28 protein-coding genes and 1 tRNA gene are annotated in these 21,572 nt (G+C 40.3%); 20 read left to right on the forward strand and 9 right to left on the reverse strand.

Going from position 1 to position 21,572, the window contains the following annotated elements; genetic code table 11:
* Nucleotides 1–64 precede the first annotated feature (64 nt).
* The 3 genes from BWP33_RS11485 to BWP33_RS11495 form a co-directional block, all read right to left on the reverse strand.
* Nucleotides 65–2,245: a type I restriction-modification system subunit M gene (locus BWP33_RS11485; RefSeq protein WP_002642333.1), complete on the reverse strand. Its 2,181-nt coding sequence runs from the start codon at nucleotides 2,243–2,245 to the stop codon at nucleotides 65–67.
* Nucleotides 2,246–2,265: 20 nt separating this feature from the next.
* Complete coding sequence (locus tag BWP33_RS11490; protein WP_002642332.1) at nucleotides 2,266–2,853, reverse strand: restriction endonuclease subunit S; 588 nt, start codon at nucleotides 2,851–2,853, stop codon at nucleotides 2,266–2,268.
* 306 nt (nucleotides 2,854–3,159) lie between these two features.
* Nucleotides 3,160–3,774 carry a biliverdin-producing heme oxygenase gene (locus BWP33_RS11495; RefSeq protein WP_002642331.1) on the reverse strand — a complete coding sequence of 205 codons (615 nt, stop codon included), beginning with the start codon at nucleotides 3,772–3,774 and terminating at the stop codon, nucleotides 3,160–3,162.
* Between the two features lie 402 nt (nucleotides 3,775–4,176).
* On the opposite strand from BWP33_RS11495, the gene BWP33_RS11500 reads away from it, so the two are divergent.
* From BWP33_RS11500 to BWP33_RS11520, 5 genes are all read left to right on the forward strand, one after another.
* The gene (locus tag BWP33_RS11500; protein ID WP_002642330.1) at nucleotides 4,177–6,654 is read left to right on the forward strand and encodes a TonB-dependent hemoglobin/transferrin/lactoferrin family receptor; all 2,478 of its coding nucleotides are present in this window, start codon (nucleotides 4,177–4,179) and stop codon (nucleotides 6,652–6,654) included.
* 135 nt (nucleotides 6,655–6,789) lie between these two features.
* Complete coding sequence (locus tag BWP33_RS11505) at nucleotides 6,790–7,239, forward strand: hypothetical protein (protein ID WP_040629160.1); 450 nt, start codon at nucleotides 6,790–6,792, stop codon at nucleotides 7,237–7,239.
* A 145-nt stretch (nucleotides 7,240–7,384) separates the two neighbouring features.
* Nucleotides 7,385–7,810, forward strand: coding sequence for a hypothetical protein (locus tag BWP33_RS11510; RefSeq protein WP_002642328.1), 426 nt, complete (start codon nucleotides 7,385–7,387; stop codon nucleotides 7,808–7,810).
* A 23-nt stretch (nucleotides 7,811–7,833) separates the two neighbouring features.
* Nucleotides 7,834–8,610 carry a hypothetical protein gene (locus BWP33_RS11515; RefSeq protein ID WP_002642327.1) on the forward strand — a complete coding sequence of 259 codons (777 nt, stop codon included), beginning with the start codon at nucleotides 7,834–7,836 and terminating at the stop codon, nucleotides 8,608–8,610.
* Nucleotides 8,611–8,704: 94 nt separating this feature from the next.
* On the forward strand, nucleotides 8,705–9,082 hold the full coding sequence (locus BWP33_RS11520; RefSeq protein ID WP_002642326.1) for a hypothetical protein: 378 nt from the start codon (nucleotides 8,705–8,707) through the stop codon (nucleotides 9,080–9,082).
* A 41-nt stretch (nucleotides 9,083–9,123) separates the two neighbouring features.
* Here the strand turns inward: BWP33_RS11520 and BWP33_RS11525 are convergent, their stop codons facing one another.
* A complete protein-coding gene (locus tag BWP33_RS11525; RefSeq protein WP_002642325.1) occupies nucleotides 9,124–9,870 on the reverse strand; it encodes a hypothetical protein in 747 nt (248 codons plus the stop codon).
* Nucleotides 9,871–10,049: 179 nt separating this feature from the next.
* On the opposite strand from BWP33_RS11525, the gene BWP33_RS11530 reads away from it, so the two are divergent.
* The 3 genes from BWP33_RS11530 (at nucleotide 10,050) to rpsJ (ending at nucleotide 12,345) form a co-directional block, all read left to right on the forward strand.
* Nucleotides 10,050–10,532 carry a hypothetical protein gene (locus BWP33_RS11530; protein ID WP_002642324.1) on the forward strand — a complete coding sequence of 161 codons (483 nt, stop codon included), beginning with the start codon at nucleotides 10,050–10,052 and terminating at the stop codon, nucleotides 10,530–10,532.
* 298 nt (nucleotides 10,533–10,830) lie between these two features.
* Nucleotides 10,831–12,015 carry an elongation factor Tu gene (gene tuf / locus BWP33_RS11535; RefSeq protein WP_002642323.1) on the forward strand — a complete coding sequence of 395 codons (1,185 nt, stop codon included), beginning with the start codon at nucleotides 10,831–10,833 and terminating at the stop codon, nucleotides 12,013–12,015.
* An 18-nt stretch (nucleotides 12,016–12,033) separates the two neighbouring features.
* A complete protein-coding gene (gene rpsJ, locus BWP33_RS11540; protein WP_002642322.1) occupies nucleotides 12,034–12,345 on the forward strand; it encodes a 30S ribosomal protein S10 in 312 nt (103 codons plus the stop codon).
* A gap of 76 nt (nucleotides 12,346–12,421) precedes the next feature.
* Here rpsJ and BWP33_RS11545 read toward each other — a convergent pair whose 3' ends face one another.
* Entirely contained in the window at nucleotides 12,422–12,646 is a 225-nt protein-coding gene (locus BWP33_RS11545; RefSeq protein ID WP_002642321.1) for a helix-turn-helix domain-containing protein, read from the reverse strand.
* 97 nt (nucleotides 12,647–12,743) lie between these two features.
* Here BWP33_RS11545 and BWP33_RS11550 point away from each other — a divergent pair, with 97 nt between their 5' ends.
* On the forward strand, nucleotides 12,744–13,004 hold the full coding sequence (locus tag BWP33_RS11550; protein WP_002642320.1) for a hypothetical protein: 261 nt from the start codon (nucleotides 12,744–12,746) through the stop codon (nucleotides 13,002–13,004).
* Between the two features lie 91 nt (nucleotides 13,005–13,095).
* Here the strand turns inward: BWP33_RS11550 and BWP33_RS11555 are convergent.
* Nucleotides 13,096–13,172: transfer RNA gene (locus BWP33_RS11555), tRNA-Met, on the reverse strand.
* Between BWP33_RS11555 and BWP33_RS12590 the strand changes: the two genes are divergently transcribed.
* A complete protein-coding gene (locus tag BWP33_RS12590; RefSeq protein WP_155999595.1) occupies nucleotides 13,143–13,307 on the forward strand; it encodes a hypothetical protein in 165 nt (54 codons plus the stop codon). The genes BWP33_RS11555 and BWP33_RS12590 overlap by 30 nt on opposite strands.
* A gap of 4 nt (nucleotides 13,308–13,311) precedes the next feature.
* Here the strand turns inward: BWP33_RS12590 and ilvD are convergent, their stop codons facing one another.
* The 3 genes from ilvD to BWP33_RS11570 all read right to left on the reverse strand — a co-directional run bounded on the left by ilvD (nucleotide 13,312) and on the right by BWP33_RS11570 (nucleotide 17,110).
* On the reverse strand, nucleotides 13,312–15,171 hold the full coding sequence (gene ilvD / locus BWP33_RS11560) for a dihydroxy-acid dehydratase (protein ID WP_002642319.1): 1,860 nt from the start codon (nucleotides 15,169–15,171) through the stop codon (nucleotides 13,312–13,314).
* Nucleotides 15,172–15,252: 81 nt separating this feature from the next.
* Nucleotides 15,253–15,693 (reverse strand): MarR family winged helix-turn-helix transcriptional regulator, encoded by a 441-nt coding sequence (locus BWP33_RS11565; RefSeq protein ID WP_002642318.1) that lies wholly within the window; start codon nucleotides 15,691–15,693, stop codon nucleotides 15,253–15,255.
* Nucleotides 15,677–17,110 carry a DHA2 family efflux MFS transporter permease subunit gene (locus tag BWP33_RS11570; RefSeq protein WP_002642317.1) on the reverse strand — a complete coding sequence of 478 codons (1,434 nt, stop codon included), beginning with the start codon at nucleotides 17,108–17,110 and terminating at the stop codon, nucleotides 15,677–15,679. Before BWP33_RS11570 ends, BWP33_RS11565 begins: the two co-directional genes overlap by 17 nt.
* Nucleotides 17,111–17,499: 389 nt before the next feature.
* Here BWP33_RS11570 and rplN point away from each other — a divergent pair, with 389 nt between their 5' ends.
* Genes rplN through rplO form a run of 10 tightly spaced genes read left to right on the forward strand, consistent with a single transcriptional unit; the run spans nucleotide 17,500 to nucleotide 21,563 of the window.
* Nucleotides 17,500–17,868 (forward strand): 50S ribosomal protein L14, encoded by a 369-nt coding sequence (gene rplN, locus BWP33_RS11575; RefSeq protein WP_002642316.1) that lies wholly within the window; start codon nucleotides 17,500–17,502, stop codon nucleotides 17,866–17,868.
* Between the two features lie 16 nt (nucleotides 17,869–17,884).
* A complete protein-coding gene (gene rplX, locus BWP33_RS11580) occupies nucleotides 17,885–18,223 on the forward strand; it encodes a 50S ribosomal protein L24 (protein ID WP_002642315.1) in 339 nt (112 codons plus the stop codon).
* Between the two features lie 2 nt (nucleotides 18,224–18,225).
* The gene (rplE, locus tag BWP33_RS11585) at nucleotides 18,226–18,765 is read left to right on the forward strand and encodes a 50S ribosomal protein L5 (protein ID WP_002642314.1); all 540 of its coding nucleotides are present in this window, start codon (nucleotides 18,226–18,228) and stop codon (nucleotides 18,763–18,765) included.
* Nucleotides 18,766–18,767: 2 nt separating this feature from the next.
* Nucleotides 18,768–19,073, forward strand: coding sequence for a 30S ribosomal protein S14 (rpsN, locus tag BWP33_RS11590; RefSeq protein ID WP_002642313.1), 306 nt, complete (start codon nucleotides 18,768–18,770; stop codon nucleotides 19,071–19,073).
* A 14-nt stretch (nucleotides 19,074–19,087) separates the two neighbouring features.
* Nucleotides 19,088–19,480, forward strand: a complete 393-nt coding sequence (gene rpsH / locus BWP33_RS11595; protein ID WP_002642312.1) for a 30S ribosomal protein S8 — start codon at nucleotides 19,088–19,090, stop codon at nucleotides 19,478–19,480.
* A gap of 17 nt (nucleotides 19,481–19,497) precedes the next feature.
* On the forward strand, nucleotides 19,498–20,031 hold the full coding sequence (rplF, locus tag BWP33_RS11600; RefSeq protein ID WP_002642311.1) for a 50S ribosomal protein L6: 534 nt from the start codon (nucleotides 19,498–19,500) through the stop codon (nucleotides 20,029–20,031).
* A gap of 14 nt (nucleotides 20,032–20,045) precedes the next feature.
* Nucleotides 20,046–20,399 (forward strand): 50S ribosomal protein L18, encoded by a 354-nt coding sequence (rplR, locus tag BWP33_RS11605; RefSeq protein WP_002642310.1) that lies wholly within the window; start codon nucleotides 20,046–20,048, stop codon nucleotides 20,397–20,399.
* Between the two features lie 20 nt (nucleotides 20,400–20,419).
* Nucleotides 20,420–20,935: a 30S ribosomal protein S5 gene (rpsE, locus tag BWP33_RS11610; protein WP_002642309.1), complete on the forward strand. Its 516-nt coding sequence runs from the start codon at nucleotides 20,420–20,422 to the stop codon at nucleotides 20,933–20,935.
* Between the two features lie 6 nt (nucleotides 20,936–20,941).
* Complete coding sequence (rpmD, locus tag BWP33_RS11615; protein WP_002642308.1) at nucleotides 20,942–21,127, forward strand: 50S ribosomal protein L30; 186 nt, start codon at nucleotides 20,942–20,944, stop codon at nucleotides 21,125–21,127.
* 1 nt (nucleotide 21,128) lies between these two features.
* Entirely contained in the window at nucleotides 21,129–21,563 is a 435-nt protein-coding gene (gene rplO, locus BWP33_RS11620; RefSeq protein WP_002642307.1) for a 50S ribosomal protein L15, read from the forward strand.
* The last annotated feature ends 9 nt before the right edge of the window (nucleotides 21,564–21,572 follow it).

Consider the following 21,572-nt stretch of genomic DNA (forward strand, 5'->3'; position numbering starts at 1 on the left):
CTTTTCAGGCAGCCTGAAAAGCCGTTTTTTAAGGTACAGGCTGCCTGAAAAGGGTTTGCGTGAATTAGTTTAATTTCCCTAGCATCGCCATAATTTCTTGCTCCAACGCCACAATCTCGCTTTTGATTTCGGCTAAATCGCGCGGCGGTTGGTATTCGTAGAAATGGCGGTTAATCGGAATCTCAAAGCCAAGTTTGGTTTTGCTCTCATCAACCCACGCGTCTTGAACGTGCGGTAACACTTCAGCCGTCATATAAGCCTGAACAGTCGGGCGAAGAGCGGTTAATAAGTCGCTTAAATTGGTTTCGTTGTCATAACCTAAACTCAATGGGAACGCCATTTCAGAGGGCATCGGCACAAGTTCACTATCGCGTAACTGTGGGTCAGGCTCGGGGTTGCCTTTGCTGTCGGTGCAAATGTCGGCGGTTTGGTCTCGCTCGCTTAATGCTTCCAAAATCGCTTTTTGCAGGCTGCCTGAAACTTTAAACGATAAGCCTTTTAACGCTGGATTTAACACTTTTAAAAATTGCGCTCGGCTGGTGTAAAGCGTGTTATCCAAACCGTTTAAGGTGTTAATAATGGCTTGTTGTTGGGCTTTGCCTGTTTCTTCTTCGGCTTTGATTTGGGTTTCGTCCTTGATTTTTTTGGATTTTGCCAAATTCACAAAGGCGGTTTGCGCCCATAATTTTTCAATGCGTTCTGGGCTGGCTTGGAAATTCAAGCGTAACGGGCGTTCTACCGTGATTTTCAAATAGGCAAAATCTTGATTATTGAAAATTTTGCTGTCTTTGGTTTCAATAAAATCGGTGTAAAGCTGGGTAATGTCGGTGATGTGTTGTTCTGACAATTCATTGCGTTTATTGCCCAATGATTTTTGCATTTTTTGGAAATAGCCTGTGGCGTTAATCAGTTGAATTTTGCCTTGACGTTTTTCGCTTTTTTTGTTGGATAAAATCCAAATGTAGGTATAAATGCCTGTGTTATAAAACATTTGGTCGGGCAAGGCAATAACGGCTTCTAACAAGTCGTTTTCAATCACATAACGGCGGATATTGCTCTCACCACTGCCTGCATCGCCTGTGAATAATGGTGAGCCGTTAAACACCACGGCAATACGTGAGCCTTGTTCATCGGTTTTTGGCTGTTTCATTTTGCTTATCATGTGCTGCAAAAACAGCAATGAGCCATCGTTAATGCGTGGCAAGCCCGCCCCAAATCGTCCGTTAAAACCTTGGTCTTGGTGTTCTTTTTTGACAAAATCTTCTTGGATTTTCCATTCCACACCAAAAGGCGGATTGGCAAACATATAGTCAAAGCGTTTGCCTTGGTGTCCGTCATTTGGGGTAAAGCCGTTGCCTTTGTCTTTGGCGTTTTGTACGCCCAGCGTGTCGCCAAAAATGATGTGTTCGGCGGGCTCGTCTTTAATCAGTAAATCAGCACAACAAATGGCGTAAGACTCGGCGTTGTATTCTTGTCCGTACAAACCCAGACTAATGGCTTGGTTAAAACCTTTGAGTTCTTTTTCCGATTCGGACAACATTCCGCCTGTTCCGCAAGTGGGGTCGTAAATGGTGCGATGTACACCTGCTTTTTGGAGTTCCTCGTGGTCTTCAGCAAAGGCGATATTGACCATTAAGCGAATCACTTCTCGCGGTGTAAAGTGGTCGCCTGCCTCTTCGTTGGCTTGTTCGTTGAATTTTCGGATTAAGTCTTCAAACAAATAGCCCATTTGAATGTTAGAAATGACATCAGGCGAAAGCGTTAAGCCATGTTTATTTAAATCGCCGATAAAATCTTGCAAGATTTTAAATAAGCGGTTGGCTTCGTCCAGTTTATCCAACTCTGTTTCAAACTCAAATTTGTCAAAAATATCTTTGGCTTTGGCAGAAAATCCGTTGATGTATTTAGAACAATTAGCACGAATATGGTCAGGGTCTTCCAAAAGACGAGCAAGATTAAAACCGCTAACGTTGTAAAGCGTTTGTTTACGATTTTGTCCGATAATTTCGGTTAATTTTTTATCCAAAATAACGGCAGGCAAATTTTTATTTTCATCAAAAACAGTTTTCATCTGGTCGGTGTGATTTGCCAAAATCGCATCAAAACGCGCCAAGACAATCAGCGGCAACATTACTTTACGATATTGTGGTGGACGATAAGTACCACGCAAGCCGTTGGCGATATTCCATAAAATAGAAACAAGTGTGCTATGGTGGGGGTGTTGTTGGGTTTGAATTTGTGTCATTTTCAAATATCCTTTTGAATTTAATAAGTATTTAAAATTTGTTCAGCTAATGCGGCGTTGTACTCTTGGCGAAGTGCGATAAGCTGTTCAAGTTTTTTTTGTTCGGTTAATGCTTGGGTGTGTCGGTCAATAATTTGCTTTTGAATGGTAATCGGTGGAATTTTGATGGGAAATTCCTTTGCCATAGCCAGCGTAAAAATTGGAAACGAGGTGCCACGCAACACCGCTGAATAATAGCTTTTTGCCGTGATGGCATGATTAAAGTACCACACCAAATATTTTGGCAATATTATTTCACTAAGCGAATGAATGATGATAAATGGATTACTTGCCACGACTTTATCTTTCAGGCTGCCTGAAAACAGATAGGCTTTAGGTTCGCCACGCGCCAACAATAAAATAGCGTTGTGCGGTAAATATTGCGGCTTAGAATCGTATTTCCATTCAATACCCGTCAAAAGTGTAGTGTCAATTTGATGGCTGTCTTTGGGTAAGTCTTTCACTTGAATGGCTTTAACTTCGCCATAATCCAGATAATCAATTGATTCCCGAATGGTAAAGCCTGTATAAAGTTGGGCAAAGTGTTTGAGTAAAATGGGTTTGGACATTTTTTCTTCTCTGATAATGAAAAATACGATGCAGTAATTGGATAAATGCAAATTTTATTATTACGGTAAATTGTAACTTATTTAACTTGGCTTGTGAATTATTTTTTTTCATTTTTTTTATTACTGCATAGATTGCTTTATTTAATCTTATGTTTTTAATGAATTTTTAAATTTGATAAAATACCTGTGGGTAAATCTTTAAATTTAAAACACCATAAATAGAAAAAAATGGCTTATCCCAATTGTTTTTGGATAAGCCATTCTTTATTTGAGAGAGAAAGTGTTAAACCGTCTGAGTATCGGGATTTATGCCACGTCAAAAATCTCGCGTACTACTACTTTATAAAATGCAAATGCGTCCAATGCACCTTGCAATGCTGTAGCGCGTTCTTCTTCATTAACAGGTAAAGTATTTAATTTTTCTACGAAATCACGCCAATGCTTGCCACGACCATCAATGTGCGGTGCTAAATGGCGTGCGCCGTGTTCTGCGCTTAAGCCCAATTTATTTTGTGCATCTTTAAACAAAAATGCAGCACCCACATTAGAGCCTTCCGCACAATATAACCAGCCCAAAGTTTCTGCTCCCGATAATTGTGGCAATGGCACAGAAATGTTTTTTTCACTGGCATTCAAATCTTGCAAATCGCGCAGTACTTCATCATAACGCGCCAACTTTGCCAATCCCTCAATCTGCTGATTTAATTTAGGATTTTTGTAAATATTGTCAACCACTTTATGAAAGACAGCCTGTAACTGCAAAAATTTGATGTAATTATCAGTTGAATCAAAAGGTTTCACCGACATCACCAAATTATCCACGCTATCATGAGTCGTTTGACAATTGTGTTTCAAGAACTTGGCAAAAGTCAAATCGCCAGAATCTTCATTTTGTTCATTATAATCAGAATGATGAGACATTATTTATTTCCTTATAACTTAAGAGATGAGGATAAAACACCAAAACCAAAACACATTGAAATAATTGAAATATAAATTGGCTTTGAACAAAAAAATGAACAGAAATGTATTTTGTATTTTTTGTCAAAACACAATCCGTAAATTTTAGTAAACCTAATTATCCTATCATTTTTATGATTTTATTTTCAAGTAATTTAAAATAAATCAGTAAAAACAATATATTACAAAAAATTTTATAAAAATTTTTCTTTGAAATAAATTAATTATTCATTTGTGCTTGATAAAATCTTTACGTTTTTTTGCGTGATTAGTATAATCTATAATCTATTTGAGATTGAAAATTGGTATCGGTTTCAGTATTTAATTATCAAACATTTTGACCAAAATAACAAGAGTAAAAGTATGAGAATTACAAAAATTAAAACGTTATCTTTTTTGTTGCTGATGGTTTTTGGAGCAAGTCAGGCAATTGCCAATGAGACAACTGCTACCCAAACATTGGAAACAGTAAAGGTAAAAGGTAAACGTGTTAATCCATCACTTGAGCGTAAAAATCAGGAAGCCATTCGCCGCGAAATGATTAATGACACACGAGATTTGGTGCGCTATTCGGCAGATGTAGGCATTAGTGATGATGGTCGCCGTACCAAAGGTTTTGCCATGCGTGGCGTAGAAGAAAACCGTGTTGGCATTAGTATTGACGGTGTTTCGTTACCAGAATCAGAAGAAAATTCGCTGTATGCGCGTTATGGTAATTTCAATAATTCCCGCTTAAGTATTGACCCTGAATTGGTACGCAGTATTGAAGTGAACAAAGGCGCAGATTCCATTAATTCAGGCAGTGGTGCATTAGGCGGTAATGTGAATTATCGTACATTGAATGGTTCGGATTTATTGCGCGATAACCGTACTTTGGGTGGTATGTTCAAAAGTGGTTATGCCAGTAAAAATCGTGAATGGGTTAATACACTGGGGGTAGGATTTAATAATGGTACGGTAGATGTGGCTTTGCTTTACTCTCATCGTCATGGACATGAATTAAAAAGTAATGGCGGCGATGTTGAGTTATACAAACCCAATAGCTATGCAACCGAATATGATATTCAGCGATTTGCAGAAGTTGGCTCATCACGCATTAAACCCGACCCATCTCAACACAAAAATAACAGTTGGTTGGCAAAATTGGGTTGGCAAATCAACCCAAATCATCGCGTTGGTGTGTCGGTAAATGGTCAAAAAAGCAATAATTACATTCATGAATATTCCTATGCTATGAACACATCTTGGCGCGAAGCCGATGATGTGCAAAAACGCATTAATGGTAATCTGTTTTATGAATACACGCCTGAAAGCCAATGGCTGGCTTTGCTTCGTGCCGATATTGACCATCAAAAAACCGACAATGGTTCCATCAACTATAAGGGCGATTACGATTCCACCAAAGTAAATACGGGTAATTGGCGAACAGATTATTATCGTTATGATAAAAGCTGGACGAGCAACCGCGATTTTCGTAACAATGAAACCAAACTGAATCGTTTTGGTTTACGCATGGACAGCCAGCCTTTGCAATGGGGCAAAACCACTCATGAATTGTCTATGAAATTATTGGCAGGACAACGCCAATTTAAAAATGTGAATACCGATGAAAATTTAGACCGTCAAGGTAAAGTAACCAAAACAGATATTTACACCATTCAATATCCTGTGAAAACCAACCAATACCGCATTGCCTTATCGGATAAATTCCGTTTAACCGACCGGTTATCAGGTCATATAGGCGTGGCGTATGATTATTATAAAATCAAACCTTCTGAACCCGATGGCATACCTTGTGGTAAAGATGGTGGTTTTGGTCGCTTGTGTTCTGGCACCCCTGTTCCTGCCAGCTTTAAAGATTGGAGTTTCACAACTGGCTTGAACTGGAAATTCAATCCCAATTGGCAGGCAGGCTACAATTTTGCGACAGGTTTCCGCGTACCCACCGCGTCTGAAATGTATTTCACTTTTGAAAGTGTGTACGGTAGCTGGTTAGCCAACCCAAAATTAACTTCTGAACGCAGCCAAAATCACACCTTATTTTTACAAGGTCGTGGCGAAAAAGGCTCTTTGGATTTAAGTGTATATCAAAGCCGTTACCGCGATTTCCTGTATGAACAAGAAACCAATTTAACGCGCGAAGACCCAACATGTGATGAGTTTGCTGCTTACTATACGGGCTGTACTGGTAAACGCACCGATTATTTCCAGCAAATGGTGAATTTGGACAAAGCACGCGTTAATGGTGTGGAAATTTCAGGCAGCCTGAATTTGGATAAAATTAGCCCACTTCCGCAAGGTTGGAAATTGTCCAGTAGTTTGGGTTACAGCAAAGGTTCAATGAATATTAAAGAGGGTAAATTAAGCATGCTCTCCATTCAGCCATTGAAATTTGTGCTAGGTTTAGATTATGAGCAGCCTGCAAAAAAATATGGTGTATTTAGCCGTTTAACTTACACAGGTGCGAAAAAAGCCAAAGACGCTCAAACTGGTGAATACGCAACCAGATGTTTGGGGACGATTTCATCATATTCAGGTAGATGTATCGGCACAGAAGAAGCCTACACCAAGATTATAGATTATCGCTTTTTGAATAAACGTGCGTGGGTATTTGATGTATTTGGTTACTATCGCCCGACTCAAAACCTGACTTTGCGTGCTGGTGTATATAATTTATTTAACACCAAATACCACACATGGGACAGTTTGCGTGGCATTAATATGCGTTCAACCATTAACAGTATCAGCCTTTATGAGTATTCTCGTGGCAATTTGCAAGGTTTGGAGCGTTATACTGCACCAGGTCGCAATTACGCGGTTTCTTTGGAATACAAATTCTAAAGTAGATTCAATACACGACAAAAATCCTGTCAGGCTGCCTGAAATGTTTGCAAAAGCATTTTAGGCAGCCTGAATTATTTATATGTCTTTTTATTGTATGATAATATTCTTGAAATCCATAGATAGGGAGAAAGCATGAAATTTATTTCATCTATTATATTGTGCGCAGTGTTAACTGCCTGTTATTCTAATCATTCTTCAATTCAGAAAAGTAATAGCAATTCTTTTTCATCAATTCAAACAGGAAAAACAGATATGCCTACGAAAAGCCCCATGTTAAATGAAATTTTAACAACAAAGATTGCAGCAAAAGAAACGGCTATTGGTCAATTTATGCCAGGTCAAACTAGGGATGTGAGCGGTATTGTGAGTAAGTATATTCCAATTGGTACATCGCGAGAGCAAGTAAAACAAATTTTAGCTAATATGAACCAAAATTTTAAAGAAGAAAATAATATTATTCATGCTGGATATTTAGCCGAATTTATTCCAATGGTTCCGCGAGCAGGTGTGATGATTAAATTAACGTTTAATGAACGTAATTTTTTAGAAACAATTGATGCACAATTATCTTATCAGCAATAAATATAAAGACAATTAATTTTAAGGGTAAATAGAATGAAACTAAAAGTACTTTCAATGTTTTTAACTATCATACCTACCTATCTTATTTTTGATGGCTTGTACATCAACACCAAATTTTTCAACAACAAAACAGGAGCAACATCAAATGAATAATACCGTACAATATGCAAATAAAACTTTATGGGAAATGTTTGGTCATCCAGAAGATTGGGAGTTGTATGTCTATTCAATTCCTTTGGAGATTGATTTTGTTAGACCGCCAACAATACATGATTTACGAAGTAAAGAATATAGTGAAATACACCGTTATCTAAATGATAATAAAGTTATTTATGCTATTAATCTTTTTAAGAATATTCTTTTTACCTATGGATTAGAATATCCTATAGATGTAAGAATTTTATTGGATTTTAAACACAAATATAAAAATGAAACTATTAGTCTTGTTAATGATGGTTATACATTAGCATTTTATGTAGAAAGGAACATTGATGGTCAAATTGAAAAATTGCCAGCAATAGTTGTTTCTGATGAGCAATATAATGTGTTGAAACAACTATTTTCTAACTAATTGTGAAATAAAGGGAAATGTTTATGGTAACTGCAGCGGCATTTAAACCAACGAATAAAGATGGTACACCAATAACAAAACATCAAGAGCAAGATTTAGAATTGGCTATCCGCTATTTAAGCAGAAATACAGATGCGGCTAAATTATTGGAACAGGCTGTTAAAAATGGAGTAACTATACAATTTAGCAATACACAAAATGGCTTCTATCGACCTGACTCCAATTCTATAGAATGGAATTCTAAATTTACGATTGAAGTTCAAAATGGTTCAGATAGAGGATATATGTCGCCTGCAGTGGTGCTTTTACATGAAGTTGCACACTCAGTAGATAAGCAAGCGCGAATTAAATATATTTTTTCTACAGAGACTTGTCCTTCTAATGAAAAAACTTGTCAGGTAACAAATGACCCAAATTTAAGAGCGATGTATACTAATCGTGAAAAATTTGCTGTTGAAACCGAGAGAAAAATTGCACAGCAGTTAGGTGAGCCGATACGATTACGTTATTCGGATGTTTTGAAGGATACAACTACTACTTCTACGCTTGATTCCAGCCGACAATATTATCAAAATGGGCAATACCATGAATCAGAGTTTAAAGGACATGCCAAAGACAGCAATGGCTCTATTTATACTCAAAAAATAACTAATTATGATAATGATTTACCTAAAAAAACTCCCTTAAAAAAGGAAACTGTTGAGTATGATGATGGTTTTAAACCTATTTCAAAAAATATTGTCATTTATGACCATAAACAAGGAATAATCACAACAACAGTAACGGACTACCCAACCTAAAGTTAGTCAAAGCATCACTACTTTAGATGGTAAGCCTATTCAATCGTAAGATGAAGGTCAAACTTTAACGCCGATTGGACGCGAAAATAGAGTAATGCCTTCTATTTCTTCCAAGCATCAGCAATTTGTTCAGCAATGTGAAGATAAATTAGTGGCTATTTGTAATGAAAAAAGAGGTATTACTGCCGATAGCCCACAAGATTTCAAAAATATTGCAGCAGCCATAGCCACTAAAGGTATTATAGAGCAAGGCATGGATAAAGTAGAAAAAGCGACCATTGATGGTTCGAATTTTTATATTGGTAGTTATTCGCCCCATACCAAAATTGTATCTGTAAATGTGCATGAAGCAGTTCATATTCCTGTTCATGAAAGTATGGAAAAAATTCAACAATTAGAACAACAAATAGCGCAGAGAACTCAAGAACACCAAATGACTCAGGAACAAAATCAGAGGCGTAGTATGGTGTAGATGATGATTTCAGGCAGCCTGCATTTTCAGGCTGCCTGTCCCTATTTTTCTTGTTCCAAACTTGGATAACAATACAATCCGCCGTCCGTTGCGCCAATCGCCTGTTTCATCAAATCATCAGGAAACAAACCGCGCCGATTCAGTTCTATAAAAAATTCCGAACCACCACTTGCGTCTGTTGGCAACATAAACGACTCTTCTTGCCCCACAATCCACACATACAAACAATCTGATTGCGACAAACCACCGTCTTCAAAACACACACGGCACACATCTGCCCATGCAAATTTATATGCCCACGATTCATTATGTGGCGGATTGGCGCGAACAAATACGGTGTTGTCGTCAAATTCAATCCAAAACCAGTCGGATAATTCGGCTAATGGTTTGGCAAAAATGCTGCGTAACCATTGCCAGCCCAAGCCAATCATTATCAAAACAGGGATTAAATTGAACCAATGCCATTTAAATTCAGGCTGCCTTTCAATCAATAGGTTGTACAAAATCCATAAAATAATGCTTACCCCGATGCCGAGCATGGTTAGCGCGAACAAAAAATGAAATGCGCCAAAAATCCACCCAAATAAACGCCCGATAATACCATGAGATTGTCGCCATACGCTCGCTGCTTCAAATAGGCGCAACAGCAATACAGGCAAAGCGATAAAAATCCAAACGATGAACCAAATAAATTGCCAAGTGCCGTCTGGTTCGCCAAATTGCAATGCGCCTAAACAGCCCAAGAAAAAGGCAATCGCATAAAGTAGTTTTTGGTTTTCTGGATTCATTTGTTCTATCCTTATGCGCAGGCTGCCTGAAAGCTGAGTGATTGCGCAATGTTATCTTAATCAATGCATATTGTAAATTAAAGTTAAACTATTTTTTTTTTTGTAAGTAAATGTACTATGATGATTTTACATTTCAGGCTGCCTGAAATATTTTCTAAAACCTACACGGAGAAATCATCATGAAAAAAGCAGCTATTGTTATTGCGGTATTGCTGGCAGGATTTTTAATTCGCAGCAATTTGAGCATGAAACCTGCCAGCATAGAAAAATATTTGCAAGAACTCAGCTTGAAATCCGCGCAAAATCCACCTGAAGCCTGTGAAATGGTGGACGATAAAATTGATGTCAGCATTCGCCAAGAAACGCCCACTGGCACTTGGGAAGTGGAAGGCGGCAAAGATGAATTGTGCGGCTTTATGGAACAAGGTCGTGCGGCAATGGTGTTGTTGCAAGGCAATATGAATTGGCATTATGAAAATGTGAAAGTGAAAAGCAGCTTTCCGTGGCAAAGCGCAAAAGTGTCGTATGATGAAATTTCCACCGTGAGCACGGCGAAAATTGGCACAGTCAGCACCAAAATGCACTACGATTTGCAAGTGAAACGCTCGTTGTTTGGCGGTATTAAAGTAACCAAATTGAAAGCGACGGGTGGTTCGCAATAATTTCAGGCAGCCTGAAAATGGGAAGTTAGATGATTCAAATTGTTTCTTGGTTAATCCGACTTTTTGTTTTGGGCAATGTGCAGGCTGCCTGAAATGAAATTCAGCGGAGCTAAAATGATTGACCAAGTACGCAACTCTTTCAGGCAGCCTGAAAGAAAATCCACTTGATTTTTTTATCAAAATCCCCCATAATCTCGCCTTTCATTTTTGGGTGGCGTAAACACGTTGCCCGATTTTTGTGTAAAGCAGTTCCGCTTTACTCGTTCTTTTAATCGCTCTTTATATAAGGATTTAGCTCATGGCTAAGGAAAAATTTGAACGTAGCAAACCGCACGTAAACGTAGGTACAATCGGTCACGTTGACCATGGTAAAACCACTTTGACTGCTGCTTTGACTACGATTTTGGCTGAAAAATTCGGCGGTACAGCAAAAGCTTACGACCAAATTGACGCAGCACCAGAAGAAAAAGCACGCGGTATTACCATCAACACCGCACACGTTGAATACGAAACTGAAACACGCCACTATGCGCACGTTGACTGCCCAGGTCACGCGGACTATGTGAAAAACATGATTACTGGTGCGGCGCAAATGGACGGTGCAATTTTGGTTGTATCTGCAGCTGACGGTCCTATGCCACAAACTCGCGAACACATCTTGTTGGCTCGTCAAGTAGGTGTACCTTACATTATCGTATTCATGAACAAATGCGACATGGTTGATGATGCTGAGTTGTTGGAATTGGTTGAAATGGAAATCCGTGACTTGTTGTCAAGCTACGACTTCCCAGGCGATGACTGCCCAATCGTACAAGGTTCTGCTTTGCGTGCATTGGAGGGTGATGCTGCATACAAAGAAAAAATCTTTGAATTGGCGGCTGCATTGGATAGTTACATTCCTACTCCAGAACGTGCGATTGACAAACCATTCTTGTTGCCAATTGAAGACGTATTCTCTATCTCTGGTCGTGGTACAGTGGTAACAGGTCGTGTAGAGCGCGGTGTCATCAAAGTAGGTGAAGAGATTGAAATCGTAGGTTTGAAACCCACTCAAAAAACCACTTGTACTGGTGTGGAAATGTTCCGCAAATTGTTGGACGAAGGTCAAGCAGGCGACAACGTAGGTGTGTTGTTGCGCGGTACCAAACGTGAAGAAGTGGAACGTGGTCAAGTATTGGCTAAACCAGGCACCATTACGCCACACACTAAATTTGAAGCAGAAGTGTATGTATTGAGCAAAGAAGAAGGTGGTCGTCATACGCCATTCTTCGCGAACTACCGTCCACAATTCTATTTCCGTACCACTGACGTAACGGGTGCAGTAACCTTGTCAGAAGGCGTGGAAATGGTGATGCCAGGCGAAAACGTGAAAATCACTGTTGAATTGATTGCACCAATCGCGATGGAAAACGGTTTGCGTTTTGCGATTCGTGAAGGTGGTCGTACCGTAGGTGCGGGCGTTGTGGCTAACGTGATTGCTTAATACAAGGATACTAGATAAATGGCTAACCAAAAAATCCGTATCCGTTTGAAAGCTTATGATTACAGCTTGATTGACCGTTCTGCACAAGAAATTGTGGAAACCGCTAAACGTACTGGCGCAGTGGTAAAAGGTCCGATTCCTTTGCCAACTAAAATTGAACGTTTCAACATTTTGCGTTCTCCACACGTGAACAAAACGTCTCGTGAACAATTGGAAATCCGTACGCACTTGCGTTTGATGGACATCGTGGATTGGACTGACAAAACCACTGATGCTTTGATGAAATTGGACTTGCCTGCTGGCGTGGACGTTGAAATCAAAGTGCAATAATCTGAAAAGATAACAAAATCTCCCAAACTGGAAACGGTTTGGGAGATTTTGGTTTTTCAGGCTACCTGAAAAAGTATTACGTTAATTGCTCGTGATTAGGCAGTAATTCCGCAGCTTCACACTTCAAAATCAATGAAATTTGAAATAGCTTATCCACGGTTAAATTGACTTCGCCACGTTCAATTCTGCCCATGTAGCTACGGTCAATTTCAGCCAGTAAAGCCAATTCATCTTGCTTAATATTCAAAATCTTGCGTTTATTACGAATGTTATTACCGATTATTTGGCGGAGTGTATTCATGACATGGAAAATCCAAATGCCAAAATATCTGTTTTTGACAGCCAAATGTACACGGATTATAATCCGTATTTTAAGAACTTAATTAAGGAAGTGGAAAATGCGGATACACTGTAAAGAATGTTCACATTCAGAAGAACCAACAGCCGAATTTTTTGTTAAAGTTATCGGTGGTGCAATGCCCATTGGTGGATTTTGGGCATGGATTACTTATTTTTTGCAGGAACGGATTTTGCATTTGCAATTTGTGCAGCAATGGTGGTTGGTGGAGTGTCGTTATTGGCTTTTAAAGATGAAATTGTTAAATTGCTTACAGAAAAATATTCTTGCCCCAAGTGTGGTAGTCGGGATTGGGATATGAGCAAATAGTGAACTAAAATTCCCTTATTGTAAGGGGGGTAGGTAGTCTGAAAAAACGAAAAACCAAGTCGCAAGGACTTGGTTTTTGTGTTTGGTGGCGATGGGGAGACTTGAACTCCCGACCTCACGATTATGAGTCGTGCGCTCTAACCAGCTGAGCTACATTGCCAAAGAAACGCGCATTATAATGATGAAAACGCGGTTTGTCAAATACTATGTTTCAGGCAGCCTGAAAAACGTAATTATTTCCCTAAAAGGCAGCGAAATAGGAGTTGATATGGGCGTAGCACGGTTCTCAATTTAAGCAATCAGTTTTCTACTTGGCTGACATCACGAATTGCGCCTTTATCGGCTGATGTTGCCATTGCCGCATAAGCGCGTAACGCTGCTGAAACGTGGCGTTCGCGGTTCACAGGTTTCCATGCTTGGTTGCCACGTACTTCCATTTCGGCGCGGCGTTTTGCCAATTCATCGGCGGAAATGTTCAGATTGATGCTGCGATTTGGAATGTCAATTTCAATCGTGTCGCCTTCGTTTACCAAACCAATCGCACCGCCTTCGGCTGCTTCGGGTGATACGTGTCCGATTGATAAGCCCGATGTGCCACCTGAAAAACGTCCATCTGTTAGCAAAGCGCAAACCTTTCCTAAACCTTTTGATTTTAAGTAAGAAGTTGGGTACAGCATTTCTTGCATACCTGGCCCACCTTTCGGGCCTTCGTAGCGAATAATCACGATATCGCCCGCCACAATCTGATTGTCTAAAATGCCTTCAACCGCATCTTCTTGGCTTTCAAATACACGCGCTCGCCCTGTAAATTTCAAAATATTTTCATCCACGCCAGCTGTTTTGACAACGCAACCGCGTTCCGCGATATTGCCAAATAACACCGCCAAACCGCCATCTTGTGAATAAGCGTGTTCAGCATCGCGGATACAGCCATTGGTGCGGTCGGTATCTAACGTTTTCCATTGGCGATTTTGTGAAAAGGCTTCGGTGGTGCGCACACCACCAGGGGCTGCTTTAAAACGTTCAATTGCTTTGGTATTGGCTGGATTGGTAATGTCCCATTTGGCAATCGCGTCTTTCAGGCTGCCTGAATGAATGGTATGGACATCGGTATGTAATTTGCCGATTTTATCCAATTCTTTCAAAATGCCGATAATGCCACCTGCGCGATGTACGTCTTCCATATAATAGTCGTGGTTGTTGGGTGCGGTTTTGCACAAACAAGGCACGGTGCGACTCAAACGGTCAATGTCTTTCATTTTGAAATCCACGCCTGCTTCATTTGCCACAGCCAACAAGTGTAAAATCGTGTTAGTAGAGCCACCCATGGCAATATCCATTGTCATGGCATTTTCAAATGCTTTTTTGGTAGCAATATTACGCGGTAACACGGTTTCATCATTTTGTTCATAATAACGGCGCGTGATTGCCACAATTAGGCGACCTGCTTCTAAAAATAATTCCTTACGCCCTGCATGTGTTGCGACCAATGAGCCATTTCCAGGTAAAGATAAACCCAAAGCTTCGGTTAAACAGTTCATGGAATTAGCGGTAAACATACCCGAGCAAGAGCCGCAAGTTGGACAAGCATTTTGTTCTACTTCAGTAATTTGGCTGTCTGAAATGTTGTCGTCTGCGGCCTCTACCATTGCGTCAACCAAATCCAAACGGCGTTCATCGGCAATATTGATTGAACCGATGACTTTACCTGCTTCCATCGGGCCGCCTGATACGAAAATGGTGGGAATATTTAAACGCATTGCTGCCATCAGCATTCCAGGCGTGATTTTGTCGCAATTTGAAATACACACCAACGCATCGGCACAATGCGCGTTTACCATGTATTCGACCGAATCGGCAATCAAATCACGACTGGGTAGTGAGTACAACATTCCAGAGTGTCCCATCGCAATACCATCATCAACAGCGATTGTGTTAAATTCTTTGGCAATTGCGCCTGCTTTTTCAATTTCACGCGCCACTAATTGACCCATATTGTGTAAATGAACGTGTCCTGGTACGAATTGGGTAAATGAATTGGCAATTGCAATAATCGGTTTTCCGAAATCGCCATCAGTCATGCCTGTGGCACGCCATAAAGCACGCGCACCAGCCATATTGCGACCGTGTGTGGAAGTTTTGGAACGATAATCTGGCATTTTGTGTCCTTTAAATATTATCTGTTTATGTGAAAAAATCTTTCAGGCAGCCTGAAAGCGAGATATTTTATGCTTTTTTGGTTATTTAGGGGCAACTGATTCACTCATGTTTTCGCGTAATGCGTTGACCAAACGTGTGGTTAATTCAACCAATTTTATGCCATCGTCTGCGCCCAATTGTGCGAATGCGTTTCGCTCCCAGTCGCGCATTTTTTGCAATACGCTTTCAGCAATTTGACGACCGTTTGCGGTTAATTGCCAACGTTTTTCGCGTTTATCACTGCTATTGGGTGCAATTTCAATGATATTTTGTTGCTGCAAATTTTGGCACAACGGCGACAAAGTTTGTTTAGCTAATCCGAAAGTTTCACATATTTCTTGTTGGCTACAGTTGTCGTGTTCGGTTAGCAATAAATAAATATATAATATGTTGATATTATTAATTTGTTGCTGTTTTGCCCATTGCACATACAAATGCTCAATTTTGATGATGGCTTTCATTAACTTATCCATGTAATTCATGCACATTTCTCCGAATAAACAAACCGAAATAACACGCTAATGTTGCCACCGCAACTGCACCTGTCATGCTCCAATGTACGCCGTTTAATGTGGCAGCCTGCGGCGTGGCAAATGTACCAATGTGTTCGCCAATATTCATCACACCGACAAAAATACTCGCGCCTAATGCGGCAGCGATTGGATTGAGTGTGGTGATGACGGCGGTTCCATGTGGGTGTAGGGGTTTGTCCAGTGCATTTAATCCATGCGTCTCGCCCGTAATTGCCGCCGATACCGCCATTGCCATCAATGCAAACAATGCGCTTAATGCCAATGTGGATGTTTGTATATCAAATAATAACCACATTAAAATCAATGAAATCAATAAAACAAATGTTGCAGGCAGCAAGACCCAACGTCCGCCTTTTTTGTCCAATAATACGCCCAATACGGGTGCAGCGATTGCTTGTGCAATACTCGCTGGCATCAAAATTAAGCCAGTTGTGGTGGCGGAAATCAACAAAACTTGTTGTGTGTACATTGGCATCATCACTTCCATGCCCATAAATAAAAAGTACGCGCACAATAAAATCAACACCGACAAACGAAATTGGCGCACCGCAAAAACATGTAAATTCAACAATGGCTTTTCTAATTGAAATTGGCGTTTGGCAAACCAAATCACAAAAATCAATGAAATCAGCATAATTAATGTAAATAGGCTGCCTAAAAGCGCGGAAAATTGGCTGCTGCCATATACCAATCCACCAAATCCCAATACCGATAAAATGGATGATAATAAATCAATTTTGGGGCGCGTGATTTCGCTTAAATTCACATTTAAAAATTTGGTGGTTAAAATCATCGCCACCAGCATGAATGGAATCGTTAATCCAAATAAATATCGCCAATTTAGTTCATCAATAATCATGCCCGATAACGTAGGACCCAGTGCAGGCGCAACGGTAAACATCATCGTAACCAAACCCATTGCCGTGCCACGTTTGTGTGGTGGATAAATGGTCAAAATGCCATTCATTAACAATGGCACAAATAATGCTGCGGACACTGCTTGTACCATGCGCCCAAGCAGCAAAAATGCAAAATTGGGTGCAAGAGCGCAAATCAACGAGCCAACAACAAACAAACCTTGTGTTATCAATATCAAACGGCGAGTTGGAAACCATTGAATTAAACTGGCGGTAATTGGTGTCAATGCGCCCATTAGCAACAGGAAACCTGTTACTAACCATTGTACTGTGGTTTTGCTGACTTGGAATTCGTTCATCAGAGTTGGCAAGGCAACATTAAGTAGTGTGTCGTTCAAATAACCAAAAAATGCGCCAATAAATAATGTAAATACAATTAGTTTAGTGGGGAATTGGGGGTTGTCTGCGAGATACTCGCTAGGGGAAGATGAATCAACGTGATGCGTCATAAGCCGTCCTGAATTTGACCAAATTGGGCATTTTAGTCAAATTTAGGACGATTGTCAATTTCAGGCAGCCTGAAATGCGGCTAACAATAATGTGGTTTTTGTTTTTGTTGTTGATTACAATTAAGCATTTCTATTTTTCAAAATTTACATAATTGGGATTTTATTTTAAAATCAAAATAGTATAAGTAAATTATGAATTGTTTCTTGTGCATTTAAAAAAATGTGCTACAATAACAGACTTCTTTCAGCTCTATCCAAGAGCATCTTCCCTTCGGGGCCAAGACTGGTTTACTAGAACCGTAAGGTTTCAGCCTAGTCCGAATGTCAAATTAGATGTATCGGTGGGCTGAAAGTGGTAAGTTAAGTTGGATTTTTTTAAGGTTAATAACATGATTCAAATGCAGACCATCTTAGATGTGGCTGATAACTCTGGTGCGCGTCGTGTGATGTGCATTAAAGTAATTGGTGGCTCTAAGCGTCGCTACGCTAATGTTGGCGACATCATTAAAGTTGCAGTAAAAGATGCTGCCCCTCGTGGTCGCGTGAAAAAAGGTGATGTTTATAATGCTGTTGTGGTTCGTACTGCAAAAGGCATTCGTCGTCCTGATGGCGCGTTAATTAAGTTTGATAATAATGCTGCGGTATTGTTGAATAACAAACTTGAACCTATGGGTACTCGTATTTTTGGTCCAGTTACTCGCGAATTGCGTACTGAACGTTTTATGAAAATTGTTTCATTGGCACCTGAAGTGCTATAAGTTGAAAGGTTAGACAATGAACAAAATTATTAAAGGCGACCAAGTCATCGTTATCACTGGTAAAGATAAAGGTAAGCAAGGTCAAGTTGTTCGCGTATTAGGTGATAAAGTGGTTGTTGAAGGCGTGAATTTAGTGAAACGTCATCAAAAACCGAACCAAATGCGTGGTGTAGAGGGCGGTATCGTTGTAAAAGAAATGCCTTTGGCGATTTCTAACGTTGCTATTTTCAATCCTGAGACCAAAAAAGCTGACCGCGTTGGCATTAAATTGGTTGAAGGCGAAGGCAAGGTAAAACGTGTTCGCGTATTTAAATCAAACGGTGCGCAAGTGCCTGCAGTTAATCGTGGAGCTTAATCATGGCACGTTTACAAGATTACTACAAAAACACCGTTGTACCTGAATTGATGAAACAATTTGGTTACAAATCTATCATGGAAGTGCCTCGCATTGAAAAAATCACTTTGAATATGGGTGTAGGCGAAGCAGTTGCAGATAAAAAGGTAATGGAACACGCTGTTGGTGATTTGCAAAAAATCGCAGGTCAAAAGCCGGTAGTTACTGTTGCTCGTAAGTCTATCGCAGGCTTCAAAATCCGTGATAACTATCCAGTAGGTTGTAAAGTTACTTTGCGCCGCGAACGCATGTTTGAATTTTTAGATCGTTTGGTTACCATTGCATTGCCTCGTGTACGCGATTTTCGTGGTGTGAGTGGTAAATCATTTGATGGTAGCGGTAACTACAATATGGGTGTTCGTGAACAAATCATTTTCCCTGAAATTGAATACGATAAAATTGATGCGTTGCGTGGTTTGAACATCACTATCACTACTACTGCGAAAACTGACGAAGAAGCAAAAGCTTTGTTGTCATTATTCAAATTCCCATTTAAAGGTTAATCATGGCTAAGAAAGCACTTATTAATCGTGAAGCAAAGCGTGTTGCTTTGGCTAAAAAATACGCTGCAAAACGCGCAGCTATTTTTGCCGTTATCAACGATGCGAGCGCGACAGATGAAGAGCGTTTCGAAGCGCGTCTGAAATTACAATCGATTCCCCGTAATGCTGCTCCAGTTCGCCAACGTCGTCGTTGTGCCATCACTGGTCGCCCACGTGGTGTGTTCCGCAAATTCGGTTTGGGTCGTATCAAAATCCGTGAAATCGCTATGCGTGGTGATATTCCGGGTGTTATTAAAGCCTCTTGGTAATAGGAGTAGAAAAAATGAGTATGCATGATCCTATTTCCGATATGTTGACCCGTATCCGTAATGCGCAACGTTCTAATAAAGTGGCTGTTGCGATGCCTTCTTCAAAATTAAAATGCGCGATTGCAAAAGTTTTGAAAGAAGAGGGTTATATCGAAGATTTTTCTGTATCTACTGATGCAAAACCTGAGTTGTCTATTACTTTGAAATACTATTCAGGTCGTCCTGTAATCGAACAGATTAAACGTGTTTCACGCCCAGGTTTGCGTGTTTACAAAGGTTCTAACGAAATCCCTGCCGTGATGAATGGTTTGGGTGTTGCCATTGTCAGCACTTCTAAAGGTGTGATGACTGATCGCAAAGCTCGTGCTGCTGGTATTGGTGGCGAGTTGTTGTGCATCGTAGCCTAATTAGGGAGAGTTTTAAGATGTCTCGCGTAGCGAAAAATCCAGTAACTGTTCCTGCTGGCGTAGAAGTAAGTTTCGGAACAGACGCATTGACCGTAAAAGGTAAAAATGGTGCGTTGTCTCTGCCTTTAACTGGCGCAGTGAAAGTTGAATTGAACGATGGTCAATTGACTTTTGTTGCTGCTGATAATAGCAAACATGCAAATGCGATGTCTGGTACTGTTCGTGCATTGGTTGCAAACATGGTTAAAGGCGTATCAGAAGGTTTTGAGAAAAAATTACAATTGATTGGTGTGGGTTATCGTGCCCAAGCTCAAGGTAAAACATTGAATTTGTCTTTGGGCTTTTCTCACCCCGTTGTGTACGAAATGCCTGAAGGCGTAAGCGTGGCAACACCTTCTCAAACTGAAATTGTATTGACTGGCGCAGATAAACAAGCCGTTGGTCAAGCTGCTGCTGAAATTCGTGGTTACCGTCCGCCTGAGCCTTATAAAGGTAAAGGTGTTCGCTATGTTGGCGAACAAGTAATCATGAAAGAAGCTAAGAAAAAATAATTGAGGCTGTAACCATGAATAAAAAAATCGCAAGATTGCGCCGTGCACGCAAAACTCGTGCACGTATCGCAGATTTGAAAATGGTGCGTTTGTGCGTATTCCGTACTAACAGCCATATCTATGCTCAAATTATCAGTGCAGAAGGCGACAAAGTGTTGACATCTGCTTCTACTGTTGAAGCAGAAGTACGAGGCAGCCTGAAATCTGGTGGTAACACCGAAGCTGCTGCTGTTGTAGGTAAACGCATTGCTGAAAAAGCTAAGGCTATGAGCATTGAAAAAGTAGCTTTTGACCGTTCAGGTTTTCAATATCACGGTCGCGTGAAAGCTTTAGCTGAAGCTGCTCGTGAAAACGGCTTGAGCTTCTAAGAAAGATTTTGGAGACCAAAATGGCAAAACATGAAACAGAAGAACGCGGAGACGGCTTAATTGAAAAAATGGTTGCCGTAAACCGCGTAACCAAAGTGGTTAAAGGCGGTCGCATTATGGCGTTCTCGGCTTTAACTGTAGTAGGTGATGGCGATGGTCGCATTGGTATGGGTAAAGGTAAATCTCGTGAAGTACCTGTTGCCGTACAAAAAGCAATGGATCAAGCACGTCGCAATATGATTAAAGTACCTTTGAAAAACGGTACAATTCATCATGAAGTAATTGGTAAACATGGCGCAACACGCGTATTCATGCAGCCTGCAAAAGAAGGTAGCGGTGTGAAAGCGGGTGGTCCAATGCGTTTGGTATTTGATGCGCTGGGTGTGCATAACATCTCTGCGAAAGTACATGGCTCTACCAATCCTTACAACATTGTTCGTGCAACTTTGGATGGCTTGTCAAAATTGTACACTCCTGCTGAAATCGCTGCTAAACGTGGTTTAACAGTGGAAGATATTTTGGGTTCAAAGGAGTAATCAACCATGACTGAGCAAAAGAAGATTAAAGTAACTTTGGTTAAAAGTTTAATCGGTACGATTGAATCTCATCGTGCTTGTGCGCGTGGTTTGGGTTTGCGTCGTCGTGAACATACTGTTGAAGTATTGGATACCCCTGCAAATCGCGGTATGATTAACAAAATCAGCTACTTGTTGAAAGTGGAGGGTTAAGATGTTTTTGAATACTATTCAACCCGCAGAAGGTGCAACACACGCTCAACGTCGTGTTGGTCGTGGTATCGGTAGCGGTATTGGTAAAACAGGTGGTCGCGGTCATAAAGGTCAAAAAAGCCGTGCTGGTGGCTTTCACAAAGTAGGCTTTGAAGGCGGTCAAATGCCTTTACAACGCCGTTTGCCAAAACGTGGCTTTAAATCATTGACTGCTAAATTCAATGCGCAAGTAACTTTGAGTGAATTGAACCAAGTTGCAGTAGATGAAATTGATGTATTCACTTTAAAACAAGCTGGCTTAATTGCTGCTAATGCAGAAGTGGTTAAAGTAATCGCTTCAGGCAGCCTGAAAAAAGCAGTTACCTTAAAAGGCATTAAAGCTACTAAAGGTGCAAAAACTGCAATTGAAGCCGCTGGTGGTAAAGTAGAAGAATAAGGCGATTTA

Source organism: Simonsiella muelleri ATCC 29453 (assembly GCF_002951835.1).
Lineage (GTDB): Bacteria > Pseudomonadota > Gammaproteobacteria > Burkholderiales > Neisseriaceae > Simonsiella > Simonsiella muelleri.